The 22,424-nt window shown below is 63.4% G+C and carries 25 protein-coding genes; 22 read left to right on the top strand and 3 right to left on the bottom strand.

Going from position 1 to position 22,424, the window contains the following annotated elements; genetic code table 11:
- Window position 1: 1 nt before the first annotated feature.
- Both QM792_RS08465 and QM792_RS08460 read right to left on the bottom strand, forming a co-directional pair.
- The gene (locus tag QM792_RS08465) at window positions 2-3,277 is read right to left on the bottom strand and encodes an error-prone DNA polymerase (RefSeq protein WP_415149170.1); all 3,276 of its coding nucleotides are present in this window, start codon (window positions 3,275-3,277) and stop codon (window positions 2-4) included.
- Window positions 3,247-4,308, bottom strand: a complete 1,062-nt coding sequence (locus QM792_RS08460; RefSeq protein ID WP_415151600.1) for an integron integrase — start codon at window positions 4,306-4,308, stop codon at window positions 3,247-3,249. Before QM792_RS08460 ends, QM792_RS08465 begins: the two co-directional genes overlap by 31 nt.
- 128 nt (window positions 4,309-4,436) lie before the next feature.
- On the opposite strand from QM792_RS08460, the gene QM792_RS08455 reads away from it, so the two are divergent.
- Window positions 4,437-4,790, top strand: coding sequence for a hypothetical protein (locus tag QM792_RS08455; RefSeq protein WP_415149168.1), 354 nt, complete (start codon window positions 4,437-4,439; stop codon window positions 4,788-4,790).
- 811 nt (window positions 4,791-5,601) lie between these two features.
- Complete coding sequence (locus QM792_RS08450) at window positions 5,602-6,207, top strand: PIN domain-containing protein (protein WP_415149166.1); 606 nt, start codon at window positions 5,602-5,604, stop codon at window positions 6,205-6,207.
- 203 nt (window positions 6,208-6,410) lie between these two features.
- Here the strand turns inward: QM792_RS08450 and QM792_RS08445 are convergent, their stop codons facing one another.
- A complete protein-coding gene (locus QM792_RS08445; RefSeq protein ID WP_415149164.1) occupies window positions 6,411-6,638 on the bottom strand; it encodes a hypothetical protein in 228 nt (75 codons plus the stop codon).
- Window positions 6,639-6,923: 285 nt separating this feature from the next.
- On the opposite strand from QM792_RS08445, the gene QM792_RS08440 reads away from it, so the two are divergent.
- From QM792_RS08440 to QM792_RS08345, 20 genes are all read left to right on the top strand, one after another.
- On the top strand, window positions 6,924-7,292 hold the full coding sequence (locus QM792_RS08440; protein ID WP_415149162.1) for a hypothetical protein: 369 nt from the start codon (window positions 6,924-6,926) through the stop codon (window positions 7,290-7,292).
- 130 nt (window positions 7,293-7,422) lie between these two features.
- Complete coding sequence (locus QM792_RS08435) at window positions 7,423-7,773, top strand: hypothetical protein (protein WP_415149160.1); 351 nt, start codon at window positions 7,423-7,425, stop codon at window positions 7,771-7,773.
- Window positions 7,774-7,972: 199 nt separating this feature from the next.
- Window positions 7,973-8,368: a GFA family protein gene (locus QM792_RS08430; RefSeq protein WP_415149159.1), complete on the top strand. Its 396-nt coding sequence runs from the start codon at window positions 7,973-7,975 to the stop codon at window positions 8,366-8,368.
- A gap of 212 nt (window positions 8,369-8,580) precedes the next feature.
- Complete coding sequence (locus tag QM792_RS08425; RefSeq protein ID WP_415149157.1) at window positions 8,581-9,003, top strand: SRPBCC family protein; 423 nt, start codon at window positions 8,581-8,583, stop codon at window positions 9,001-9,003.
- A 648-nt stretch (window positions 9,004-9,651) separates the two neighbouring features.
- Entirely contained in the window at window positions 9,652-9,948 is a 297-nt protein-coding gene (locus tag QM792_RS08420; protein ID WP_415149155.1) for a hypothetical protein, read from the top strand.
- A gap of 275 nt (window positions 9,949-10,223) precedes the next feature.
- Entirely contained in the window at window positions 10,224-10,661 is a 438-nt protein-coding gene (locus QM792_RS08415) for a hypothetical protein (RefSeq protein ID WP_415149153.1), read from the top strand.
- Between the two features lie 225 nt (window positions 10,662-10,886).
- Complete coding sequence (locus tag QM792_RS08410; protein WP_415149151.1) at window positions 10,887-11,234, top strand: hypothetical protein; 348 nt, start codon at window positions 10,887-10,889, stop codon at window positions 11,232-11,234.
- A 2,286-nt stretch (window positions 11,235-13,520) separates the two neighbouring features.
- A complete protein-coding gene (locus QM792_RS08405) occupies window positions 13,521-13,976 on the top strand; it encodes a GNAT family N-acetyltransferase (protein WP_415149149.1) in 456 nt (151 codons plus the stop codon).
- A 713-nt stretch (window positions 13,977-14,689) separates the two neighbouring features.
- Window positions 14,690-14,896: a hypothetical protein gene (locus tag QM792_RS08400; protein ID WP_415149147.1), complete on the top strand. Its 207-nt coding sequence runs from the start codon at window positions 14,690-14,692 to the stop codon at window positions 14,894-14,896.
- Window positions 14,889-15,104 carry a type II toxin-antitoxin system HicA family toxin gene (locus QM792_RS08395; protein ID WP_415149145.1) on the top strand — a complete coding sequence of 72 codons (216 nt, stop codon included), beginning with the start codon at window positions 14,889-14,891 and terminating at the stop codon, window positions 15,102-15,104. Before QM792_RS08400 ends, QM792_RS08395 begins: the two co-directional genes overlap by 8 nt.
- A gap of 226 nt (window positions 15,105-15,330) precedes the next feature.
- Window positions 15,331-15,789, top strand: a complete 459-nt coding sequence (locus QM792_RS08390; RefSeq protein WP_415149095.1) for a hypothetical protein — start codon at window positions 15,331-15,333, stop codon at window positions 15,787-15,789.
- 137 nt (window positions 15,790-15,926) lie between these two features.
- Window positions 15,927-16,598 (top strand): S1 family peptidase, encoded by a 672-nt coding sequence (locus tag QM792_RS08385; RefSeq protein WP_415149143.1) that lies wholly within the window; start codon window positions 15,927-15,929, stop codon window positions 16,596-16,598.
- Between the two features lie 704 nt (window positions 16,599-17,302).
- Window positions 17,303-17,956: a DUF4304 domain-containing protein gene (locus tag QM792_RS08380; RefSeq protein WP_415149141.1), complete on the top strand. Its 654-nt coding sequence runs from the start codon at window positions 17,303-17,305 to the stop codon at window positions 17,954-17,956.
- Between the two features lie 140 nt (window positions 17,957-18,096).
- Complete coding sequence (locus QM792_RS08375) at window positions 18,097-18,489, top strand: hypothetical protein (protein ID WP_415149139.1); 393 nt, start codon at window positions 18,097-18,099, stop codon at window positions 18,487-18,489.
- Between the two features lie 704 nt (window positions 18,490-19,193).
- Window positions 19,194-19,703, top strand: a complete 510-nt coding sequence (locus tag QM792_RS08370) for a GNAT family N-acetyltransferase (protein ID WP_415149137.1) — start codon at window positions 19,194-19,196, stop codon at window positions 19,701-19,703.
- Window positions 19,704-19,826: 123 nt separating this feature from the next.
- Window positions 19,827-20,360, top strand: a complete 534-nt coding sequence (locus QM792_RS08365) for a GNAT family N-acetyltransferase (RefSeq protein ID WP_415149135.1) — start codon at window positions 19,827-19,829, stop codon at window positions 20,358-20,360.
- A gap of 754 nt (window positions 20,361-21,114) precedes the next feature.
- Window positions 21,115-21,339, top strand: a complete 225-nt coding sequence (locus QM792_RS08360; protein ID WP_415149133.1) for an addiction module protein — start codon at window positions 21,115-21,117, stop codon at window positions 21,337-21,339.
- Window positions 21,336-21,629, top strand: coding sequence for a type II toxin-antitoxin system RelE/ParE family toxin (locus QM792_RS08355; RefSeq protein ID WP_415149109.1), 294 nt, complete (start codon window positions 21,336-21,338; stop codon window positions 21,627-21,629). The genes QM792_RS08360 and QM792_RS08355 overlap by 4 nt, the downstream gene beginning before the upstream one ends.
- Window positions 21,630-21,808: 179 nt before the next feature.
- Window positions 21,809-22,048, top strand: a complete 240-nt coding sequence (locus QM792_RS08350) for a DUF4160 domain-containing protein (protein WP_415149132.1) — start codon at window positions 21,809-21,811, stop codon at window positions 22,046-22,048.
- Complete coding sequence (locus tag QM792_RS08345) at window positions 22,020-22,277, top strand: DUF2442 domain-containing protein (RefSeq protein WP_415149130.1); 258 nt, start codon at window positions 22,020-22,022, stop codon at window positions 22,275-22,277. The genes QM792_RS08350 and QM792_RS08345 overlap by 29 nt, the downstream gene beginning before the upstream one ends.
- Window positions 22,278-22,424 lie beyond the last annotated feature (147 nt).

Raw genomic sequence — 22,424 nt, 5'->3', positions numbered from 1 at the left:
CTCAATGGAAGTCGCGGCTCTTCGCGACGAGCCCGGCCAGCAGCGGGCTGTGGTCGACCAGCTTCATCGCGACGAGGTGCATCACCTCGCCCTCGCGCTGCCAGCGGCCGTAGACGGTGAGCAGCCGCGTGCCCAGCAGTTCGCGGCGGTGCGCCTCGAAGACCCGCGGCCAGACGATCACGTTGACGACGCCGGTTTCGTCTTCGAGCGTGACGAAGGTGGTGTCCTTGGCGGTCTCGGGGCGCTGGCGGTGCGTGACGATGCCGCTGGCACGCGCCAGGCGGCCGTCGGGGTAGGTCTTCAGCACGGCCGCGGGCTGCACCTTGAAGCGCGCGAGCTGCTCGCGCAGCAGCGCGATCGGGTGGCGCTTCAGCGTCAGGCCGACGCTGCGGTAGTCGGCCAGCATGTCCTGCACCTCGCTGGGCGGCGCGAGCGCCACCTCCTGCGGCCCCTCGCGCAGGCGCGTGGCGCGCAGCAGCGCGGTGGGGCGCGTGTCGACGCCGGCCACGCCCCAGGCGGCCTGGTGGCGGTGGCCGGCCAGCGCGCGCAGGGCATCGGCCCGGGCCAATGCCTGCAAGGCCGGCGCATCGAGTTCGGCGCGGCGCGCCAGGTCTTCGATGCCGGTGAAGAGGCCGCCCGCGCGGCGCGCCGCGGCGATGCGCTGCGCGGCGGCCGCGCCCAGGCCGCCGATGCGGTCCAGCCCCAGGCGCACCGGCAGCAGGGCCTCGCCCGCCGCGTCGATGCGCCCTTCGAGCACCGTCTCCACCTCGCTGCGCTGCACGTCCACCGGCCGCACCTCGACGCCGTGCGCGCGCGCGTCGCGCACCAGTTGCGCCGGCGCGTAAAAGCCCAGCGGCTGGCTGTTCAGCAGCGCGGCGAGAAAAACGTCGGGGTGGTGGCATTTGATCCAACTGCTGGCGTAGGCGAGCTGCGCGAAGCCGGCGGCGTGGCTCTCGGGGAAGCCGTATTCGCCGAAACCTTCCATCTGCTTGAAGATGCGCTCGGAGAACCCGGGGTCGTAACCCTTCTCGACCATGCGGCCGACCAGCCGCTGGTGGAACGGCCCCAGCCCGCCCTTGCGCTTCCAGGCCGCCATCGCGCGGCGCAGCGCGTCGGCCTCGCCGGGGGTGAAGTCGGCGGCGATCATCGCGATCTGCATCACCTGCTCCTGGAAGATCGGCACGCCCCGCGTGCGCTCGAGCGCCGGGCGCAGCGCCTCGGGGTAGTCGATCTGCCCGTTCTCCAGCTCGCGGTTCTTCAGGTACGGATGCACCATGCCGCCCTGGATCGGCCCGGGCCGCACGATCGCCACCTCGACCACCAGGTCGTAGTAGCAGCGCGGCTTCAGGCGCGGCAGCATGCTCATCTGCGCGCGGCTCTCGATCTGGAACACGCCGATGGTGTCGGCGGCGCAGATCATGTCGTAGGTGTCGCCGTCGTCCTGCGGGATCCGCTGCGCATCGAACGGATGGCCGAGCTTGCGGCCGATCAGCTCGTAGCTGCGCCGCAGCGCGCTCAACATGCCCAGCGCGAGGATGTCGACCTTGATCAGCCCGAGCGCGTCGAGGTCGTCCTTGTCCCACTGCACCACCGAGCGGCCGTGCATCGCGGCGTTCTCCACCGGCACGAGCTGCTCGATCTGGTCGCGCGCGATGACGAAGCCGCCGGGGTGCTGCGAGAGGTGGCGCGGGAAGCCGATCAACTGCTGCGTCAGCGCGACCCACTGGCGCACCACCGGCGAGGCCGGGTCGAAGCCGTTCTCGCGCAGCCGCTCGGCGGCGACGCCGCGGCCGTCGAACCACTGCTGCCCCTTGGCGACCGCGGCGATGCGCTGCTCGTCGATGCCCAGCGCGCGGCCGGCGTCGCGCAGCGCGCTGCGCGGGCGGTAGCTGATCACCACGGCCGTCAGCGCGGCGCGGTGGCGGCCGTACTTGCGGTAGACGTACTGGATGACCTGCTCGCGGCGCTGGTGCTCGAAGTCGATGTCGATGTCGGGCGGCTCGCGGCGCTCGGCGCTGATGAAGCGCTCGAACAGCAGCCTGGCCTGGCCCGGCTCGACCTCGGTGACGCCCAGGCAGTAGCACACCAGCGAGTTGGCCGCGCTGCCGCGGCCCTGGCACAGGATGCCCTGCTCGCGCGCCCAGCGCACGATGTCGGCGACGGTGAGGAAATAAGGCTCGTATTCGAGCCGGCCGATCAGCGCCAGCTCGTGCTCGATCTGGCGGCGGTGCGCCTCGCGCTCGGCGGCGCCGAAGCGCTCGGGCGGGAAGCGCCCCGGGAAACCCGCCTCGACCAAGGCGCGCAGGTGGCTGGCCGGCGTGTGCCCGGGCGGCACCAGCTCCTGCGGGTATTCGTAGCGCAGCTCGGCCAGCGAGAAGCGGCAGGTATCGGCCACGTCCAGCGTGGCCTGCAGCCACCCGGGCTCGTACAGGCGCGCCAGCCGCGTGCGCGACCGCAGGTGCTGCTCGGCGTTGGGCGCGAGCGCCGCGCCGCATTCGGCCAGCGGACGCTTCAGGCGCACGGCGGTGAGCGTGTCCTGCAGCGCCTTGCGCGAGCGCAGGTGCATCAGCACGTCGCCGGCGGCGACGATGCGCAGGCCGCTGGCCCGCGCGGCGTGCTGCACATCGGCGCGCAGCGCGTCCTCCCCGGGATGCAGCAGCCGCTCGAAGGCGATCGCGGCGCGCGCGCCGTCGTCGAACCAGGCCTTCAGCCAGCGCGCGCGTTCGAGCAGCGCCTCGACGCCCTCGGCGCCCTGCGCGGCATCGGGCACCAGCAGCACGAAACAGCCCGGCAGGCCGGCGAGAAAGGGCGCGGTCGGCTCGCGGCCTTCGACATCCCGCGCATGCGCGAGGTACTGCCCCTTGGCCGCGCGCCGGCGCGCCAGCGTGATCCAGTGCGACAGGTTGCCGTAGCCGCGCCGCGACTGCGCGAGCACGACCAGGCGGGTGCCGCACGACAGCCGCATCTCGGCGCCGACGATCAGGCGCGGCAGCGGGTGCGGCGGGCGCGCTTCGCCGCCGCCACCGTCGTGCAGCCGCGCCCGTTCGCCTTCGATCTCCAGGTGCGCGCGCACCACGCCGGCCAGCGAACATTCGTCGGTGATCGCCAGGGCCGCGTAACCGAGCGCCCAGGCGCGCTGCACCAGCTCGCCGGGCTGCGAGGCGCCGGTGAGGAAGCTGAAGCTGCTGCGGCAATGCAGCTCGGCATAGCCCGGCAGGCCGGGCCGGCCGCCGGGTGCCGCGGCGGCTACCGGGCGGCGGGTGTCGGCGGGTAACACGGCGGGGCGGGCTCGCGCAGGAGCTGGTCGAGCGGGCTGCGCACCGCGCCGCCGCCGAGCTTGAGCACGTGGGTGTAGATCATCGTGGTGCTGACGTCGGCATGGCCCAGCAATTCCTGCACGGTGCGGATGTCGTAGCCCGACTGCAGCAGGTGCGTCGCGAAGGAATGGCGCAGCGTGTGCGGCGTGGCGGGCTTGTCGGCCAGGCCGGCCTCGCGCAGCGCCTGCTTGAAGGCGCGCTGCACCGACTGCTCGCCGAGGTGATGGCGGCGCGGTTGTGGCGGTTGTGGCGGGTGCGCCTGCGCGCGCGGATCGACGGACAGCGCGGCCTGCGGGAAGACCCAGAACCAGGCCCAGGATTCGGCCGCGCGCGGGTACTTGCGCGCCAGGGCATGCGGCAGGTGCACACCGGCGACGCCGGCGGCGCGGTCGGCCTCCCACTGGCGATGCGCCCGGGCGAGCTGCGCGCGCAGCGGCGCCTCGAGCGCGGCCGGCAGCATCACGACACGATCCTTGCCGCCCTTGCCCTCGCGCACGACGATGGCGCGGCGCTCGAAGTCGATGTCCTTCACGCGCAGGCGCAGCCCTTCCATCAGGCGCAGGCCGGTGCCGTAGAGCAACTGGGCGAAGAGCTGCGGCACCGGCCAGGGCGCGAGCGCGGCGAGCAGGCGCGCCACCTCGTCGCGCGACATCACCACCGGCAGGCGCGGCGGACGCTGCGGGCGGCCGATCTCGTCCATCCACGGCAGGTGCTGGCCGAGCACCCTGCGGTAGAGGAACAGCAGCGCCGACAAGGCCTGCCGGTGCGTGGCCGGCGCGACCCGGCGCTCGACGGCCAGCCAGGACAGGAAGGCCTCGACCTCCGCGCCCGACAGCTCGGCCGGATGGCGCAGGCCGTGGAAACGGATGAAGCCGCGCACCCAGTGCACATAGGCCTGCTCGGTGCGCAGGCTGTAGTGCTGCGCGCGGACCTGGGTGCGCAGGAGGTCGAGCAGACGAGGGGCGGTGGCTGGGGCGGGAGCAGGCGTCACGTCTGGGGTGGGGCTCACGGCTTGCTTTCGAAACTGTGTTTTTGTACAGTATCCACAAAATGGAGCGAGAAGTCATGTCGCCGCCGCCACGCCGAAACGACAAGCACCCCCAACGCGGGTGGTGGCACGTGAGCAAGACCATGCAACCCGGCGAGCGCGGCGCGGTGCGCCTGATGCGCCTGCACGGCGACCGGCTGGTGTGCGTGCGCTACCGCACGAGCGGCAGCGGGGAGGAGCGGCTGACCACGATCGAGCTGATCGTCGAGCGCACGATGGTGCGCAAGCGCGGCGACCAGATCGTCGCCTTCAAGCTGCGCGACGGCGAAACCCGGCTACGCCGCGAAGCCCTGCGCCGCGGCGCCTGGTTCGACGCGAAGACCGGGCTGTGGAAGCTGGCGCGGCACGACGTGCTGAGCCTGGGGCTGGCGCACCGGATCGCGGTGTCGCAGGAACAATTGCTGAGGGAAGAGGTGGATAGATGAAGGAACTTGTTGGTGGGTGTGGCAAAGTGGGGGACAAAACACGTTAGGCGTCACACAGAACATGACCGACCCGCGAGATACCTTGTTCAGCGAGCTTCACAAGCAGTGGCTTAAGCCCGCTGGGTTTCGCAAGAAGGGACGGCGCAGTGAACGGCAGGCCGATGACGGTCTGGTGACGTCAGTAACCCTAGAGTCCGGCCCTGCTTCGCCTTGTGGCCCGATTCACTTCGGGCTTGACTTGTGTGTTACTCATGCTTCGCTACCTCCCAACCGGCGATTGATGTGCATTGGATTGAGCTTGCACGTCGAAGGGAGGCAACGGTGGACCATAGAGTACGGCGCCGACACAACGGCCCTCTTCTCTCAAGTCAGGGAGGTATTCTCCAATACAGGGCTGGATCTACTCCGCCGGATGTCCACCTTACCAACCCTAGTGAACTTGTATGCGGAGCTTGATTCCGTTTGGTACTGTGAGAGCCATGCCTGGTGTCTCGACAGGCTCGGTCGGCACGTCGAAGCAACTCAAGTACTTGAGCGTGCAAGTCAGCGAGCGCCGCACGAGAACTTCCGGCAACGTATCAAGCAATTTCTAGAAGAGCGCGGGGTGCCGAGTGACGCCTAACCCTTCGCTGGAGCCGACAAGCACCGGCATGGCACTTGGCCCGCTTCCCGGAGTGGTTCATCATCCGTCCAGCGGGCCAAGCACCATACCGGCGCTTGCGGCTCAGCTCAAACGTTAGGCCTCGCAAACCGTGTTCCGTAGTACGCTCACGCCGCGAAAACCAACAGCCAGAATCCAAACAGCCCGACCGTGCGAACCAACTACGTCCTGATCGACTATGAGAACGTCCAGCCCGACACGTTGGCTGGCCTCGACGCAGAGCATTTTCGCGTCCTCTTGTTCGTTGGCGCCAACCAGAACAAGCTCACGTTCGAAATCGCCTCCGCCACTCAGAAGCTGGGCGACCGCGCGCAGTACATAAAGATCGCAGGTAACGGAGCCAACGCCCTGGACTTCCACATTGCCTTCTACATCGGCAACCTCGCAGCCCAGGACGCCAGCGCCTTCTTTCACATCATCTCCAAGGACACCGGATTCGACCCGCTGATCCAGCACCTCAAGGATCGAAAGATTTTCGCAGGCAGATCGAAGTCGATCGCTGACATTCCGCTGCTCAAGGCCAGCAACTCCAAGTCCGTTCCAGACAAAGCAAGTGTTGTCATTGCCAACCTTCAACAACGTGGAGCATCCAAGCCGCGTACCCTCAAGACCCTGACGAGCACGGTCAACTCCATCTTCCAGAAGCAACTCTCAGAGGAGGAGCTTGTCGCACTTCTGCGGCACCTCCAATCCGAGGGGGTCATTGAGATAGACGGCACCAAGGTCACGTATGCCCTACCGCCGAGCGAGGCCTAACAAGTCGTTCAACCGGACCCGCAGCGGCATGCGCCCTGGCCCGCGCAACGCCTTTGTTTATCATGCGCCGCGCGGGCCAGGGCGCATGCCGCTGCGGTCCGGTTAACTCCAACGTTAGGCGTCACACAGGAGAACTCATGTCCGCCCCGGCCGGTCAAATTCGCTGCCACGGCTGCGACTTCGAGGGCGTGCTACAGCGCCGCTCAGTAACGCTGCGCTACATGCTTGCCGACGGCTCCACTGTCGATGGCCACCGCGAGTTCGGTTGGTGTAGGCGATGCAATGGCATAAGAGACATCGAGCAACGTCTCGATGCTCAACAACTGCAATCCGAGCTGCATGCCATCAACTCTCGCCGCCCCAGGGGACTCTTCGGCGCCATTGACCGAGCGCTTGGAGGCAACTCGAACGACGAAGACGCTGAAGTCCAACGCCTGAACGGGCTTATACGAGTAACCAAGGTTCGTAAGTCCGGTCCAAGGTGCTTGGCCTGCGGGTCTGACGGGACAGTCCCTCTGCAATTTGATGACAGTGGAAACTGCGTTAGCTTGCGGCACAGCTGTGGTGGAACCTTGTATTGCCTCCCACCTGATCCCAACGCGCCACGCTTCTCGTACAAGCCGGAGATCGTCCCGCTTGACGTGGATGGCAATCGCCAAGATCGAACCCCAGATCACTCGGCCGACTTTCTGTCATACATGACTGAGAAGTGGGAAATGAAGGAAACGGTCGCGCGGGCGTTCGTCACAACCTACGGCAAGGACATGTCGAAGCTGCACGAGCAAGGGCTCGACCGACTCGACAAGTCGGTCGATCTCTCGGCGCCGGAGAACCGCCTGCTGGCGCATCAGATGCCGGACCCACATGACTTCGCCTTGGTCGGCCAAGCATATCGAGCCTATTCCGATGACCTCTCAAACGGCAGGCATCGGGGCACTCCCGTCGAACTGGCGATCTGGGCGATCCTCTGGAATCGTAGCGACCTCGTTCAATCCATTGACTCTGCACTCGCCAAGTACATCGACGAGAACCAGGACACTGTCTTCAAGTCGCTCTACGACGCTGCTTTCCAGGATGAGCGGTGACGCCTAACCCTTCGCTCGAGCGGACCTCCACCGGCAAGGCACTTGGGCCGCGAGGCGCTCAGGCTTATGCTGCGCCTCGCGGCCCAAGCACCTCGCCGCTTCCGGCCGCTCAGCTCAAACGTTAGGCCGCATGAACGAAGCACCCGTCACCATCGCGCTTGTCGTTTTCGGAATGATCGCCGTGTATTCGGCAATCGCGGCGACGATGCTTTACCTTGGCAATCGGCTGAGCAAGCTCGACGGAAAAGACGACCTTGTTTCTAGGCTGCGCCGTCTCCACGTACTTGCGGCTTGCGCCTTCCTGTTGGGCTGCGCACTTGCTTGGATGTCGTTCGATAGCGATCACCCTTACAAGTACCGTCATTTGCTCATACCACCGGCACTCGTTGCCGTCGTCTACCTTTACCCCGTCTACGTCGAGCTTAAGCGCGAAGGCGTAGCCCAGATCCTTAGGTACTTGGGTTCGCTGCTTCGGCGCTAAGGTGTCATCTGTTCTAAACAGTAGATCGCCTGCGCCCTAAGGAATGCGGCCTAACCCTTCGCTGGAGCCGACGTGCGCCGGCATGGCACTTGGCCCGCCTCCTGGAGTGGTACATCATCCATCCGGCGGGCCAAGCGCCATACCGGCGCCCGCGGCTCAGCTCAAACGTTAGGCGTCGCAAACCAACCCCAACAGCCGTATGACTCAGCGCACTGCCTCTTGTAGCTGCGGTCAATTGCGAGCACTGGTCACTTCAGAACCAGTTCGCGTATCCGTTTGCCACTGCCTGGCTTGTCAGCGTCGCACAGGCAGTGTGTTTGGCGCTCAGGCACGCTTCCCCAAGGCAGCCGTTGCTATCAGCGGCAACGTCACTCAGTTTGTCCGCGTGGGGGACGAAGGAACACACGTCACCTTCGGCTTCTGTCCGCACTGCGGTGCCACGGTGTACTACACAATGTTCGGGCTCGAGGAGTTCGTCGCCATCCCCGTCGGGGCATTCGCCGATCCCTCCTTTCCAGCGCCCTCCTTCTCCGTCTACGAGGAGCGCATGCACTCCTGGGTTCAGGTGCCGGGTGAGGTCACGCACATCGCTTGAGTCCCGCAACGACGCCTAACCCTTCGCTGGAGTGGACGGCCACCGGCAAGCCGCCTTGGCCGCGAGGCTCTTGCTGTCTATCATCCGCCTCGCGGCCAAGCCGGCTCACCGGCGTCCGCCCCTCAGCTCAAACGTTAGGCCGCACAAGCCCGCCTGTCCGCCCTTGCGGCAGCGGTGCGTTGAACGGGGTGTCTTCACACTCTTCTTGGTCCATGCAAGTCGAACATCGCATCAAGGTCTCTGCCGCCCCTGAGGTCATCTTCCGCATCTACGAGGACGTGCAGAACTGGCACACCTGGGATCCTGACACGAAGGTTGCCTTCCTTGAAGGCCCGTTTGAGGTTGGAAGCCGGGGCCGGCTCACGCCTACCAAGGGCAACACCGTTCCAATGGTCCTTACGCACGCGGTTCGCGACAGCCACTTCACGGTCGAGTCGAAGATCCCGCTGTTTCGCATGGTGTTCGAGCACGAACTGGTACCCGAGCAAGGGCTGACCGAGGTCATCCACAGGGTTACCTTCTCCGGGCCGCTCACCATCTTCCTGGGCGGCATGCTCACCAAGCAGTTGAACTCGGGGCTTCCGGTCACGCTAGCCAAACTCAAGGCGTTGGCTGAGTCGCGAAGTGCGGCCTAACCCTTCGCTCGAGCTGACGTGCTACGGCAGCCGTCCCTGGCCGCGTTGCGCTCGCTGTCCATCATCCGCCTCGCGGCCAAGCCGGCTTGCCGGTGGCCGCCCCTCAGCTCAAACGTTAGGCAGCAGGCCGATTCGGTTGGTACTCGTCGCGTTGCTGAATACCAAAGCTCGGTCGCTGCACTGGGTGCCGGCAGCAGCAAATCGGGTGTGCAGCGGTTGCGGTTCGCGTTTCAACGAACTCACCGCTAGGGTTCATCGTCTTGCGCTTTGGCAACTTGGGCACCGTTGGTGCCATAAGGCCAGCGCCTCGGCCAAGCTCGCTTCCCCAGCCCTGCGTCCTTGGCAACGGCAGTTTGCCCTTCGTCAATCAAGTGGCTTTGGTGGTGCTCTCACAACCAAGTCAAGTCGCCACGGGGCTTCTCGCAAGGTTGCAGCGCCAGCCAAGGCTGCTCAACACCGCTGCCTGGTAGCCTGGCTGTCCGTCACCAGAAAACCCGCTGCCTAACTGGTCGCTCGAGGGGACGGCCACCGGCAAGCCAGCTTGGCCGCGAGGCGCTCACTGTCTATCATCCGCCTCGCGGCCAAGCCGGCTTGCCGGCGTCCGCCCCTCAGCTCAAACGTTAGGCCGCACAGCCTGCGCTCGAAGTCATGGCCACCGATCCCCACGATCTTCTTGATCTAGTCAAAGACGAAGCTACTTTGCTTGCGTTCGTCAATGCCCTTCGGCTCGACAGGATCGAGGAGGACGAGAAGGAACGCCCGTCCCCATCAAGTCCGTACGGTCCAGGCGCAAACGGCTGGGAAAACCGAACGATAGAAGCCTTCCTCGGGGCTGCATCAGCTTGGGCCGAATCAACCAACTTCGGTCTCACGCAAGGACTCGATCCATCCAATTCGTGGAAAAGGTTTGCTGTGTTTCTCTACTGTGGCAAGATCTATGAGTAGCCGCCGCGTGCTGCCATAGCCCTACTGTGCCAGCACCTCAAGCCTGCACGCCTTGGGGGCGCCCGCTTACGAAGTAAGCCTCCCGCAAGTGCAGTCAATTGTTGAGCAGCCAAACGAAAAGCGCGGCCTAACCCTTCGCTGGAGCCGACGTGCACCGGCATGGCACTTGGCCCGCGAGGCTCTGGTTCTTATCATCCGCCTCGCGGGCCAAGCGCCACACCGGCGCACGCGGCTCAGCTCCAACGTTAGGCCTCACAATCCAAACCCCGCCGCTCATGCCCCGCAAACTCCTCCTTCTGCTGTGGCTCTGGCTCGCGGGTGGTATCGCTGCAGCGGTTGCCCTGATGTTGTTGCAGCCTGAAGGCTTGGTGAAGTGGTGTTTGTGGGCAGTCGCCATCGTGCCTATGGGCCTCTTGGCAAACGCTGCCGTCGAAGGGGCAGCACATTTCTTCATGTCGCTTCCAGGTATGAAGCAAGGTACGCGCTACTTCGAGAAAAGGGCTGAGGGCAAAGAGTTCTCAATCGCCCGCATAGCGTGGTACGGGCTTTCTACAATCCTTGGCATCACGCTCGCCGTTGCAGTTGCTACGGCCGCATGGAACGGCTACTCGCTGGCGCGCGACTTTATCGCCCAAGACAGGTGCCTAGACAGCGGTGGCCAATGGAAGGCAGAAGAACGAAAATGCCAATATCAGAGCGGCAGCGCAAGGTGAGGCCTAACAACTCGCTCGAGCCGACGCGCTACGGCAGGCAGTATAAGCCCGGGCCGAGATACTCCGTACATTGTCTCAACCCGGGCTTACACTGCCTGCCTCCGCGTGCTGCTCAGCTCGAACGTTAGGCCTTGCAGGCCACATAGTGACCTACCTGGGAACTGGAGTTCAGGCGCATTCGGCGCTGTGAGCAGTTCACAACGTCAGCCAAGCTAAGCAGCCCGCGTGAGAACTCAGCCCGATTCCGGCAACACCGAGAACCTGGCCACAAGAGCACTTGCAGTGGCCCTCTGCGTCCCGCTGTTCGAACTTTCCCTGTACTTGGGCTTGGCTCTTGCGCTCGGTAGTGGGCGGGTGGCAGCGTATACATGGCTGTCGCTGCCTTGGGCCTTCCACTTGGTCTACCTCGGCGTTGTCCTAGCAATCGCAGCTACTGGCGGCATGTCAGGCATCACCAGTCTGCTCGGGCATCTGTTTCTCACCCATCATGAGTCGCGTCGCAACATGCTGGTCACGCTGGGTGCTTGGGCCTTCCTCGTCGCGGGCACAGCCATCGCACTTGCAGCCACGTAGCAAGGCCTAACCCTTCGCTGGAGCCGACGTGCACCGGCATGGCACTTGGCCCGCCTCCTGGAGTGGTACATCATCCATCCGGCGGGCCAAGCGCCACACCGGCGCCCGCGGCTCAGCTCAAACGTTAGGCAGCAGGCCGATTCGGTTGGTACTCGTCGCTTTGCTGAATACCAAAGCTCGGTCGCTGCACTGGGCGCCGGCAGCAGCAAATCGGGTGTGCAGCGGTTGCGGTTCGCGTTTCAACGAACTCACCGCTAGGGTTCATCGTCTTGCGCTTTGGCAACTTGGGCACCGTTGGTGCCATAAGGCCAGCGCCTCGGCCAAGCTCGCCTCCCCAGCCCTGCGTCCTTGGCAACGGCAGCTTGCCCTTCGTCAATCAAGTGGCTTTGGTGGTGCTCTCAGCCAAGTCAAGTCGCCCCGGGGCTTCTCGCAAGGTTGCAGCGTCAGCCAAGGCTGCTCAACACCGCTGCCTGGTAGCCTGGCTGTCCGTCACCAGAAAACCCGCTGCCTAACTGGTCGCTCGAGGGGACGGCCACCGGCAAGCCAGCTTGGCCGCGAGGCTCTGGCTGTCTATCATCCGCCTCGCGGCCAAGCCGCCTCACCGGCGTCCGCCCCTCAGCTCAAACGTTAGGGCTCACAGCAGCAGCGCCAGCGCAGCGCGCCGAGCTTGGCTGTTCATCGGGCAGAAGGCCGGGCAAGCAGCGCCCCAAGCCGGCCAACTTTCGTGCATCATCCGCCCCAGAGCCAAGGAGAGTACCAATGAGCCATTCCATGCAGTGGGTCGCAATAGCTTGCGCGGTGGTCGTCCTGGTGCTGGCGTTTGCCAAGCTCTACAAGGCATTCAACTCTCCCGCTGGCGAGCGCTACCTCAGGCAGCAAACTCAGGGGCCATTCGCTCCGGCCGAGCAAGACAAACCCCTCGGTTCAGCGCATACGCCTGAGTCATCCTCAAGCGGTGGTACGGTTTAGTAGCCGTCTGAGGCAACTCGTTGTGCCGTGCCTGGTCGCATCTGGCGCCGGGGTACGCTCCTCGCGTTTGCGCTGCGCAACCACTGAGTCACGCAACCAGTGAGCCCTAACCCTTCGCTGGAGCCGACGTGCACCGGCATGGCATTTGGCCCGCCTCCTGGAGTGGTACATCATCCATCCGGCGGGCCCAGCGCCACACCGGCGCCCGCGGCTCAGCTCAAACGTTAGGCAGCAGGTCAGTTCGGTTGGTACTCGTCGCTTTGCTGAATACCAAAGCTCGGTCGCTGCACTGGGCGCCGGCAGCAGCAAATCGGGTGTGCAGCGGTTGCGGCTCGCGTTTCAACGAACTCACCGCTAGGGTTCATCGTCTTGCGCTTTGGCAACTTGGGCACCGTTGGTGCCATAAGGCCAGCGCCTCGGCCAAGCTCGCTTCCCCAGCCCTGCGTCCTTGGCAACGGCAGTTTGCCCTTCGTCAATCAAGTGGCTTTGGTGGTGCTCTCAACCAAGTCAAGTCGCCCCGGGGCTTCTCGCAAGGTTGCAGCGCCAGCCAAGGCTGCTCAACACCGCTGCCTCGTAGCCTGGCTGTCGGCCACAAGAAAACCCGCTGCCTAACTGGTCGCTCGAGGGGACGGCCACCGGCAAGCCAGCTTGGCCGCGAGGCGCTCACTGTCTATCATCCGCCTCGCGGCCAAGCCGTCTTTCCGGCGCCCGCCCCTCAGCTCAAACGTTAGGCCTCGCAGCGAAGGCCGCGCAGTGCTCCAGCAGCATCAACGCTTTCGGCATGAACTACACAGGACAAATCTAAGAAGCCAAGGCTCAACCAAAACACATGAAGACCGCAACCCCGCTCCTGCGCTTCCTCCAGGCGATGACCGCCCCACAGAAGAAACAGTTCTCAGCTGACGCAACGGAAATTCGAAGAAGACTTGCACGAGCTGCAGGACACCCAGAGGATGAGGTCACGCCTATCACACTGCTATATTTAACGCAACTTGCCTGCATGGATGGCAGTCCAAACCCGAGCCTGTTAACAGCGATGCCAATCGTTGAGACGACCAAGAAGTGGGCTCATCTCTTGCAAGTTCCCCCACTAACCTTAGAAGATCTCCTCGTGCCTACCCTCGAAGACGGCAAGCCTGTGCGAACGGCAAAACGCGGTCGAAAGGCACCGCTTGCAGGCGAGGCCTAACCTCTCGCTCAACCGGACCTGCCACGGCATGCGGCTTGGCCCACGTAACGCCTCTGCCTATCATGCGTCACGCGGGCCAAGCCGCATGCCGTGGCAGGCCGGTTAGCTCCAACGTTAGCCGTCAGCAAGTGCCCCAAGTCGACGAAATCCTCGAGCTCGATCTTCTGACGCTGCGTGAACACACGGAGCGAGCCGGTGATGCGCTTGATCCAGTGCGTCTTCGCCACTCGATCGAGAACCTGCTCCCCGTCTCCGAGGTCGCAGTCGTGCGCCGCCAAGGCGCTCTTGTTGCCTACGCCATGCTTCAACCACAAGAGGCGGGTCGGTGGTTCGTCACAGGCTTCAGCACGCATCCCGAGCACCGCAGTGCAGCGATATTCCGCTCTCTGTTCGGTCAGCTTCTACACATCGCATCGCGCCGGGGCATTGAGTCTCTGCGTTCCAATGTCTACAAGACCAACCACCTGTCTATGGCCTTCCATGCTCGCCTTGGCTTCAAGGTCACCCGCGAGAACGCAAAGGCAGTGGAGTTCACCGCCAGCGTTTCGGAGCTACGGTCAAAGCATCCGCTGTTCGCTCAGTGACGGCTAACCCTTCGCTGGAGGGGACGGCCACCGGCAAGCCAGCTTGGCCGCGAGGCGCTCGCTGTCTATCATCCGCCTCGCGGCCAAGCCGTCTCACCGGCGTCCGCCCCTCAGCTCAAACGTTAGGCCGCAAGTGGCAGAGCAAATCCTCACCTTCTGGCTTGTTGTCTATGCCGTGCTCTGGTTTCTCCGCCGGAATCCGCAGAGCGTCTTGGCACGAGTGGCTTTCACCTGGATAGGTCCGCAGCCAATGAGCGGCGAGACCTACTCACGTTATCAATGTCGTTGGGCAGCGTACTCGTTTAGTTGGCTATGCCAGTTCGCAATCGCTCTGTCTGGGCTCATAGTCATAGCCATCTATCAACCATCCGTAGGCGAACAAGTCTGGTTCAAAGTTCTTCTGTTCGCACTTCCTCTCGGCAACGCTCTTGCCCTCGCGGCGACTGTTGGCTTCTTGGTCAAGGCCGGCAAAGCGCACTGGTTCGGCCCAAACCCTGAACACAGCTCGTCTTGGGTGAATAGAGATGCGGCCTAACCCTTCGCTGGAGCCGACGTGCACCGGCATGGCACTTGGCCCGCGAGCCGGTGGTTCTTATCATCCGTCTCGCGGGCCAAGCACCACGCCGGCGCCCGCGGCTCAGCTCAAACGTTAGGCATCGCAAACCAGCGTCTGAGCGACAATCCGGCTCAGACCCTATCGTCGGAGGTTCGCGATGGAACTTACTGCTGTGCTCACGCCCGCGGATGAAGGCGGCTACGTGGCCCTCAATCCCGAGACTGGCACCACCACCCAAGGTGAAACGGTGGAAGAGGCTGTGGCTAACCTGCAAGAGGCTACTGCGCTCTATCTGAGCGAATTCCCCCTTGCCACTCGCGGCCACCCGGTGGTCACCACCTTCTCTGTGCCGGCGCATGCCTAAGCTTCCGCGAGTGTCTGGCGCCCAAGCGCTCAAGGCTTTGCAGAAGCTCGGGTTCGAGAAGGCTCGCCAGTCCGGAAGCCACGTCATTGTGCGTCGTGGCTCCAAGGGCTGTGTCATTCCAATGCACGCCGAACTCAAGGTCGGCACTCTCGCTGGGCTTTTGCGCCAGGCTGAGGTCTCGCATGAGGAGTTCGTCGCCGCGCTGTAAGGCGATGCCTAACCCTTCGCTGGAGCCGACAAGCACCGGCATGGCACTTGGCCTGCCTCCTGGAGTGGTACATCATCCATCCGGCGGGCCAAGCGCCACACCGGCGCTTGCGGCTCAGCTCAAACGTTAGGCCGCACAAGTGGCACAAATCAGTCTTCGTCTCACGCAGTCAGACTACTCACGAGCTTCGGCGTTTGTCGTCGACAGGCTTCGCCGAGCGGGTGCGATGCCAACGTCGCTCAAGCCTTTGGCGCTGTTGGCTTATGTGCTGTATACCGTTCCATTGTTCGTCATCTTGGTAGCTCCGAACCACCAAGATGAAGCCATCCGTTCGGTGCTCCGCTGGTCTGTACTAGCTCTGTTTATCGTTCCCGCTTTCTTCGTCGTCGGGATCAGCCGCCTTCGCCTTGCGGACGCCAAGGCCTTGGCCAGTTTGGCACCACACGCCGAGGAGCCTCTCACCCTTGAGGCCACGGCTTCCAACCTGACGGTCACTACAACCTCAATGACCGCTGTCTTTCACTGGTCCGCAGTCTCAGTCTTCGTCATTGATGCCGAGTTCGCCGTCCTGCTGGCCACGCGAACTGCTCCCATTCCTGTCACCAAAGTGGGAAGTACCTCAGAAGAGGAGTTCTTCGCCTTCCTTCGCCACGCACAGCAATACAAAGCAGCGAGTGCGGCCTAACCCTTCGCTGGAGGGGACGGCCACCGGCAAGCCGCCTTGGCCGCGAGGCTCTCGCTGTCTATCATCCGCCTCGCGGCCAAGCCGTCTCACCGGCGTCCGCCCCTCAGCTCAAACGTTAGGCACCACAGGGAAAGGCCGTGCTACCCACCAACATCGCTTATCGCACGTTCTTCGTTCGCCTCGCGCAGTATGGAACGGCCTTTACGCTCGACATTGATGGTGCCGAATACTTGATAACTGCAGCGCACCTGCTACCCGCGCCCAACGATCGTGAGGTTCCGATCCAGATCTACTTCAACAAGCAGTGGTTGAGCGGTACTGCGACCGTAGTGGGCCGAGGTCGTGGCGAACTTGACATTGCGGTCTTGCGGGTCGCCACACGCCTCACACCTACCGGCTTTCCAGTCACTGCCTCAATGGGAAGCGTCTTTGTTGGCCAAGATGTCTTCTTTGTTGGCTACCCGTACAAGATGTCGGTCGACTACGGAGAACCTTTCGCTGGTCTTCCAGGCCCGTTCCTCAAGAAGGGCGCGCTGTCTGCGGTGACGCTCACAGAGCCAAAGGTTCTCTACGTCGACGCACTGAACAACGAAGGGTTCTCAGGCGGCCCGCTCTACTTCTTCCGGAACAACAACCCTCAGGAGCCCTACATTGCCGGCGTAGTGTCCAAGTACCGCGTCGAGCCTGAATCAGTACTGGACGCCGAAGGAGCCGCCACGGGAATGACAGTGCACTACAACACCGGTTTCCTAGTGGCATACGACATCAAACACGCCCTAGAGTTTGTGCAGCGGCGCGGTGGTGCCTAACCCTTCGCTGGAGCCGACGTGCACCGGCATGGCACTTGGCCCGCCTCCCGGTGTGGTCCATCATCCGTCCGGCGGGCCAAGCGCCACACCGGCGCTCGCGGCTCAGCTCAAACGTTAGGCAACACGTGGCAGCGCCTGAGATTGTCGAAGTGCTACCCGATTGGCCAGGCCTGGCCACGGGCAACTCCAGCCCCTCGGTGCTCTACAGCCACGTGGGAGTCCTAGTGGCCTTCGACACGCCGGAGGAGCTAGTCGCAGTCGCCGTGTTTCCCATATGCCTTCAACTCGTTTGCGGCCACCCAAACGACGAAGCTCTCTCCGGTCATCCTCTGTACTCCCGCGGGCTTGAGCACTACTCTGTGCATCGGGTGATCAACTCGTCGAGGCTACTCACGCTTGAGCGCGCAAACGCTGGGCATCCTCGGCATGATCGCGACTCGTTCCTCGCCGACAACGGACACTGGATCCTCACGTTTCAGGACTGCACGGTTGAATGCATTGCTTCGCTCCGCTCGGGGTCAGAGCCTCGCTTCAGGATCTTCCCTTCGTGGAACGAGGCGCGCGCGTTCATGCAGCAAGACCATGTCGCCTAACCCCTTCATCGAGCGGACGCCCAACAGCAGGCCGCGCTACAGCACATCGTCATTTTTGCTTCCGCGCGGCCTGCTGTTGGTCGCCGCTCATGTCGAACGTTAGGCCTCACGATGGGAAACCCTGGCCCTCACGCCGCAATCATCCGCGCGGCAGCGAAAGCGCACTTGGGCCCGCTGGGCTTCAGACAGAAGGGGCGCTCGCGAACTTGGTACCGTGACCACGGTTGGTGGCTTGCGATCGTGGAGTTTCAGCCGAGTTCTTGGTCGAAGGGCTCCTATCTGAATGTCGCCTGCATGTGGCTTTGGCACCCACAGGACCACTTCGCATTCCATGTCTGCGAACGACTGGGACGCTATGCTGAGTTTCTGGACGAGGCGAGTTTCGGGCCCGCGGCGGAGGGTCTGGCGCGTATGGCCGCCGAAGGAGCGCTCAAGAACGAACAGCAGTTCCGCGATGTTCACTCGGCACTGGCTTACCTTGAAGAGCAGGTCGTCGGGTCTCAGAGCCATTGGGACCACTACAACGCAATGATGGCTGCGTTGGCGTGTAGTCAGATTGACCGCGCCGCCAAGTACTCTCAGTCATTGCTAAGGTTGAAAGCCGACTATGAGTGGTGCTTGGAACTTCAGAGTCTGTCCAGACACATCATGGAGGCGGCCCGTACCGACGCAATCACCGCCGTTGAGGAACAAGTCACCCTTGCCAGGCAGCGATTGGCCCTGCCGGCGGTTCAGTCGCTTCGCTGGGCAGCGGGTGAGGCCTAACCCTTCGCTCGAGTGGACGCGCGCAGGCATGGCACTTGGCCCGCGCGGCGCTTGTTCATATCATGCACCGCGCGGGCCAAGCGCCATGCCTGCGCGCGCCCCTCAGCTCAAACGTTAGGCCTCACACTGCATCCGCCTGCATGAACTACGCGCGTCAATACCCAAGGTTCTGGCTGGGGTACTTCGTACTCTCCGTGCTGCTGTTCATCACGAACAGCATGTACAGCCTCGCGGAGGCGTTTAGCCCCAAAGGGTCTCCCTCACTCTTTGGCACCACATTTGCACTCATCGGCCTCTGGCCCCTGTTCGGCTACGTCCGCCAACGTCGCTACAACCCGCGCTGGCTTTGGTTGGGTGTGTTCTGGCTGAGTGTGCTTGGCGCGGTAGTCGCAACGGTCATCTGCTTGGTAACGGCGGGGCTGAGCCTTTCCGTCCTGCCTCTTGCCATTGCCGCGGCCGCTCTGTTGCTCAGTGCACCCTACATCTTCGCTCTACATCAGTACTTGTTCCGGAGCCCACACCTTTGGCAGTGAGCGCACGTACCTCCAAGAAGCGCCTTTGCTGTTCCGAACAAAACAACAGAGCGGGGTACACGGTGAGGCCTAACCCTTCGCTGGAGCCGACGTGCACCGGCATGGCACTTGGCCCGCGAGCCGGCGGTTCTTATCATCCGTCTCGCGGGCCAAGCACCATACCGGCGCCCGCGGCTCAGCTCAAACGTTAGGCAGCAGGTCAGTTCGGTTGGTACTCGTCGCTTTGCTGAATACCAAAGCTCGGTCGCTGCACTGGGCGCCGGCAGCGGCAAATCGGGTGTGCAGCGGTTGCGGTTCGCGTTTCAACGAACTCGCCGCTCGGGCTCGTCGTCTTGCGCTTTGGCAACTTGGGCACCGTTGGTGCCATAAGGCCAGCGCCTCGGCCAAGCTCGCCTCCCCAGCCCTGCGTCCTTGGCAACGGCAGTTTGCCCTTCGTCAATCAAGTGGCTTTGGTGGCGCTCTCAACCAAGTCAAGTCGCCACGGGGCTTCTCGCAAGGTTGCAGCGCCAGCCAAGGCTGCTCAACACCGCTGCCTGGTAGCCTGGCTGTCCGTCACCAGAAAACCCGCTGCCTAACTGGTCACTCGAGGGGACGGCCACCGGCAAGCCAGCTTGGCCGCGAGGCGCTCACTGTCTATCATCCGCCTCGCGGCCAAGCCGGCTTGCCGGTGGCCGCCCCTCAGCTCAAACGTTAGGCGTCTTGAGATGCTCATCCGACAAGCGAACCTCCAAGATGCCGAGAATCTGTCTGCCCTCGCGATACAGGTTTGGCTTCACACGTACGCCACTGAAGGCGTCTCGTCTGTGGTCTCACGTTATGTGCTGTCGGAACTGTCGGCGAAGAAGTTTGAAACCGTGCTCACGGAAGACTCGTCGGCCATTTTCGTTGCTGAGAACAACGATTACCTTCTCGGCTATGCAAAGCTGGTAGTTGGAACACTGTGCCCGGTTCCCACAACCGAGAAGATCGAGCTTGCAACCCTCTACGTTCAGTCGCCGTTTCTGGGCAAAGGGGTTGGAGGCGCACTTCTCAAGCACGCCGAGCAGTGCGCGAAGCAGCGCGCAAATACGTCAATGTGGCTCGCTACGAACTCCAAGAACTCTCGAGCCATTGCCTTCTATGCCAAGCACGGGTACAGAAAGCTGGGCATCACCTACTTCGAGCTTGGCGGTGAGAAGCATGAAAATCTTGTACTGGGTGGCAAAGACGCCTAACCCTTCGCTGGAGCCGACTCGCACCGGCGCGGCACTTGGCCCGCGAGGCGCTGGTTCTTATCATCCGCCTCGCGGGCCAAGCGCCACACCGGCGCTCGCGGCTCAGCTCAAACGTTAGGCCGCATGAGAATCGTCGAAGCGTCCCGCTGCACCCTTGAACCCTTGGTCGTGGCCCATGCGCAGGTGATGTTCCACGTTCTCTCTGACCCTGCCATCTACGAGTTCGAGAATGAGCCACCTCGCTCGGAGTCATGGCTCGCCGAGCGGTACGCAAGGCTTGAGCGCCGTGCTTCAGCAGATGGAAGCCAAGTCTGGCTCAACTGGGTCTTGCGCCTACCTGGCGGAGAGTTGGTGGGCTACGTTCAAGCAACCGTGCTCCCCTCTGGTGCCGCTTTGGTTGCCTACGAGCTGGCCAGTCGCTACTGGCGGCAAGGCATCGGCCGTTGCGCTGTTTCGGCCATGCTCGGTGAACTCCAATCCAGCTATGGTGTTCACCTGTTCGCAGCGGTGCTCAAAGCTGCTAACCACAGGTCACTTGGGTTGTTGCGCAGCCTTGGCTTTCAGCCCGCCACCAGTGAGCAAGCGGCTGAGTTCGGCGCAGAGTCAGATGAGAGCGTCATGGTCAAGTCTGTGGCTCCCATCGCGAATGCGGCCTAACCCTTCGCTGGAGCCGACGTGCACCGGCATGGCACTTGGCCCGCGAGCCGGTGGTTCTTATCATCCGTCTCGCGGGCCAAGCACCACACCGGCGCACGCGGCTCAGCTCAAACGTTAGGCGTCACGACTCGCACCCCTCTGCGCATGCAGCCATACATCAAATGCAAGCTCCAGCGTGAGGCCTTCAAGCTCTACCTCATCGGAGGCCTTGCCGTTGTCCTCGCGGCGCTCTGGTGGCTTGTCCCAATGCCGTCGAGCAAGTCCCCGACGCGCAAGCTGGAGCATGCGTTCCGAGAAGAGGTCACTTCCTTGTTTGGTAATCAAGCAGCTGCGGCGTGTAAGTATTGGCCCAAGCATCTGTACATGACCTGCGGAAACGTCACCGTCAGTCCGAAGCTACTGCTCGAGCGGGGCTGGCAGCTCGAATCTTCGTCGGAAAGCCGGTTCTCGTACTTGCGAGCGCAGTGGCGGCTGAAGCTTCAGTGCGCCCCGTTGAGCAACGAGTCGTGTACTCCAGAGTTCTGGTTTGTTGGCAGTAGCGCACAATGAGTCGGCGCGCCAACCGGTGACGCCTAACCCTTCGCTGGAGCCGACGTGCACCGGCATGGCACTTGGCCCGCGAGGCGCTGGTTCTTATCATCCGCCTCGCGGGCCAAGCGCCACACCGGCGCCCGCGGCTCAGCTCAAACGTTAGGCCTCGCAGGCAACGCGGGCGCGTATGATTCGCGCAGTTCTGGTTCTGAGGAGTAGTCGCATGCCCAGCACCGTTACCGACCTGGAAGTACAGGCACTGCGCCTCGCACCTGAGGAACGCGCGCAGCTTGCCGATCGGTTGCTCGCCAGCCTGTCTGCCGACACGTCGATCGAGGAAGAGTGGGCCACGGAAGCTCACCGCCGCCTCGCCGAACTCGAGGCCGGGACCGTTGCTGCCATTCCGATTGAAGCCGCCATCGCTCGCGCTCGCAACGCGATCCGATGATCTTCTCAATCCATCCCCTGGCGGAAGCAGAGCTTGTCGATGGTGCCTCCTTCTACGCCAAGGAGGCCAATGCAGTGCTGGGCGAGGCCTTCATTGCCGAGTTTCACCACGCGGTCGAGTTGCTCCGCGAGCATCCAAAGCTTGGCGCGCGGTGGCGCGGCCCATTGCGCAGACTTCCGATGCGGCGCTTCCCATACAGCATCGTCTATCACGAGTCGCTGGCCGCGCTGCGCATCATCGCCATAGCCCACCAGAGCCGTAGGCCCGGCTACTGGCGCGGGCGCTCGTAAGCAAGCGAGGCCTAACCCTTCGCTGGAGGGGACGGCCACCGGCAAGCCAGCTTGGCCGCGAGGCGCTCACTGTCTATCATCCGCCTCGCGGCCAAGCCGTCTTCCCGGCGTCCGCCCCTCAGCTCAAACGTTAGGCCTCCGAAAAACACCGAATCTCGGCGCTCCGTTACAGTGGACCTATGGCACCCACCATCGTCCGTGACGGACAGTTCCGGTTGTTCTTCTTTTCTCGTGAGGAGACACGGATCCACGTCCATGTGGCCCATCCCGACGGGGAGGCAAAGTTCTGGCTCACGCCCACGGTACACTTGGCCGTCAACATAGGTCTCTCCCAGGCTCAGGTAAGGCAAGCGCAGGCCGTTGTCGAGGCGCACATCCAGGAGATTCAAGATGCCTGGCATCGCCACTTTGGAGGCTGAAGTTACCAACGTCTCGCCGCACGGCCTCTGGCTGTTACTCGGCAGCGAAGAGCTTCACGTCCCGTTCTCCGAGTTCCCGTGGTTCAAGCGAGCCACGATCGAGCAACTCGCGGACGTTCAGCGCCCTACTGAGAATCACCTCTACTGGCCGCAGCTCGACGTCGATCTCTCGGTCGAATCCATTCGCAATCCGTCAGCGTTTCCACTCAGGTCAAAGACGGAGGCCTAACCCTTCGCTGGAGCCGACAAGCACCGGCGTGGCACTTGGCCCGCCTCCCCGGGGTGGTACATCATCCGTCCGGCGGGCCAAGCGCCACACCGGCGCCCGCGGCTCAGCTCAAACGTTAGGCGTCGCAAGCAAACAGCGTTGCGACGA

The organism is Piscinibacter sp. (assembly GCF_047600445.1).
Taxonomy (GTDB): Bacteria; Pseudomonadota; Gammaproteobacteria; order Burkholderiales; family Burkholderiaceae_C; genus Piscinibacter.
The sequence above is the reverse complement of the archived record's forward strand: the minus strand, read 5'-3'. Positions and strand labels throughout refer to the sequence as shown.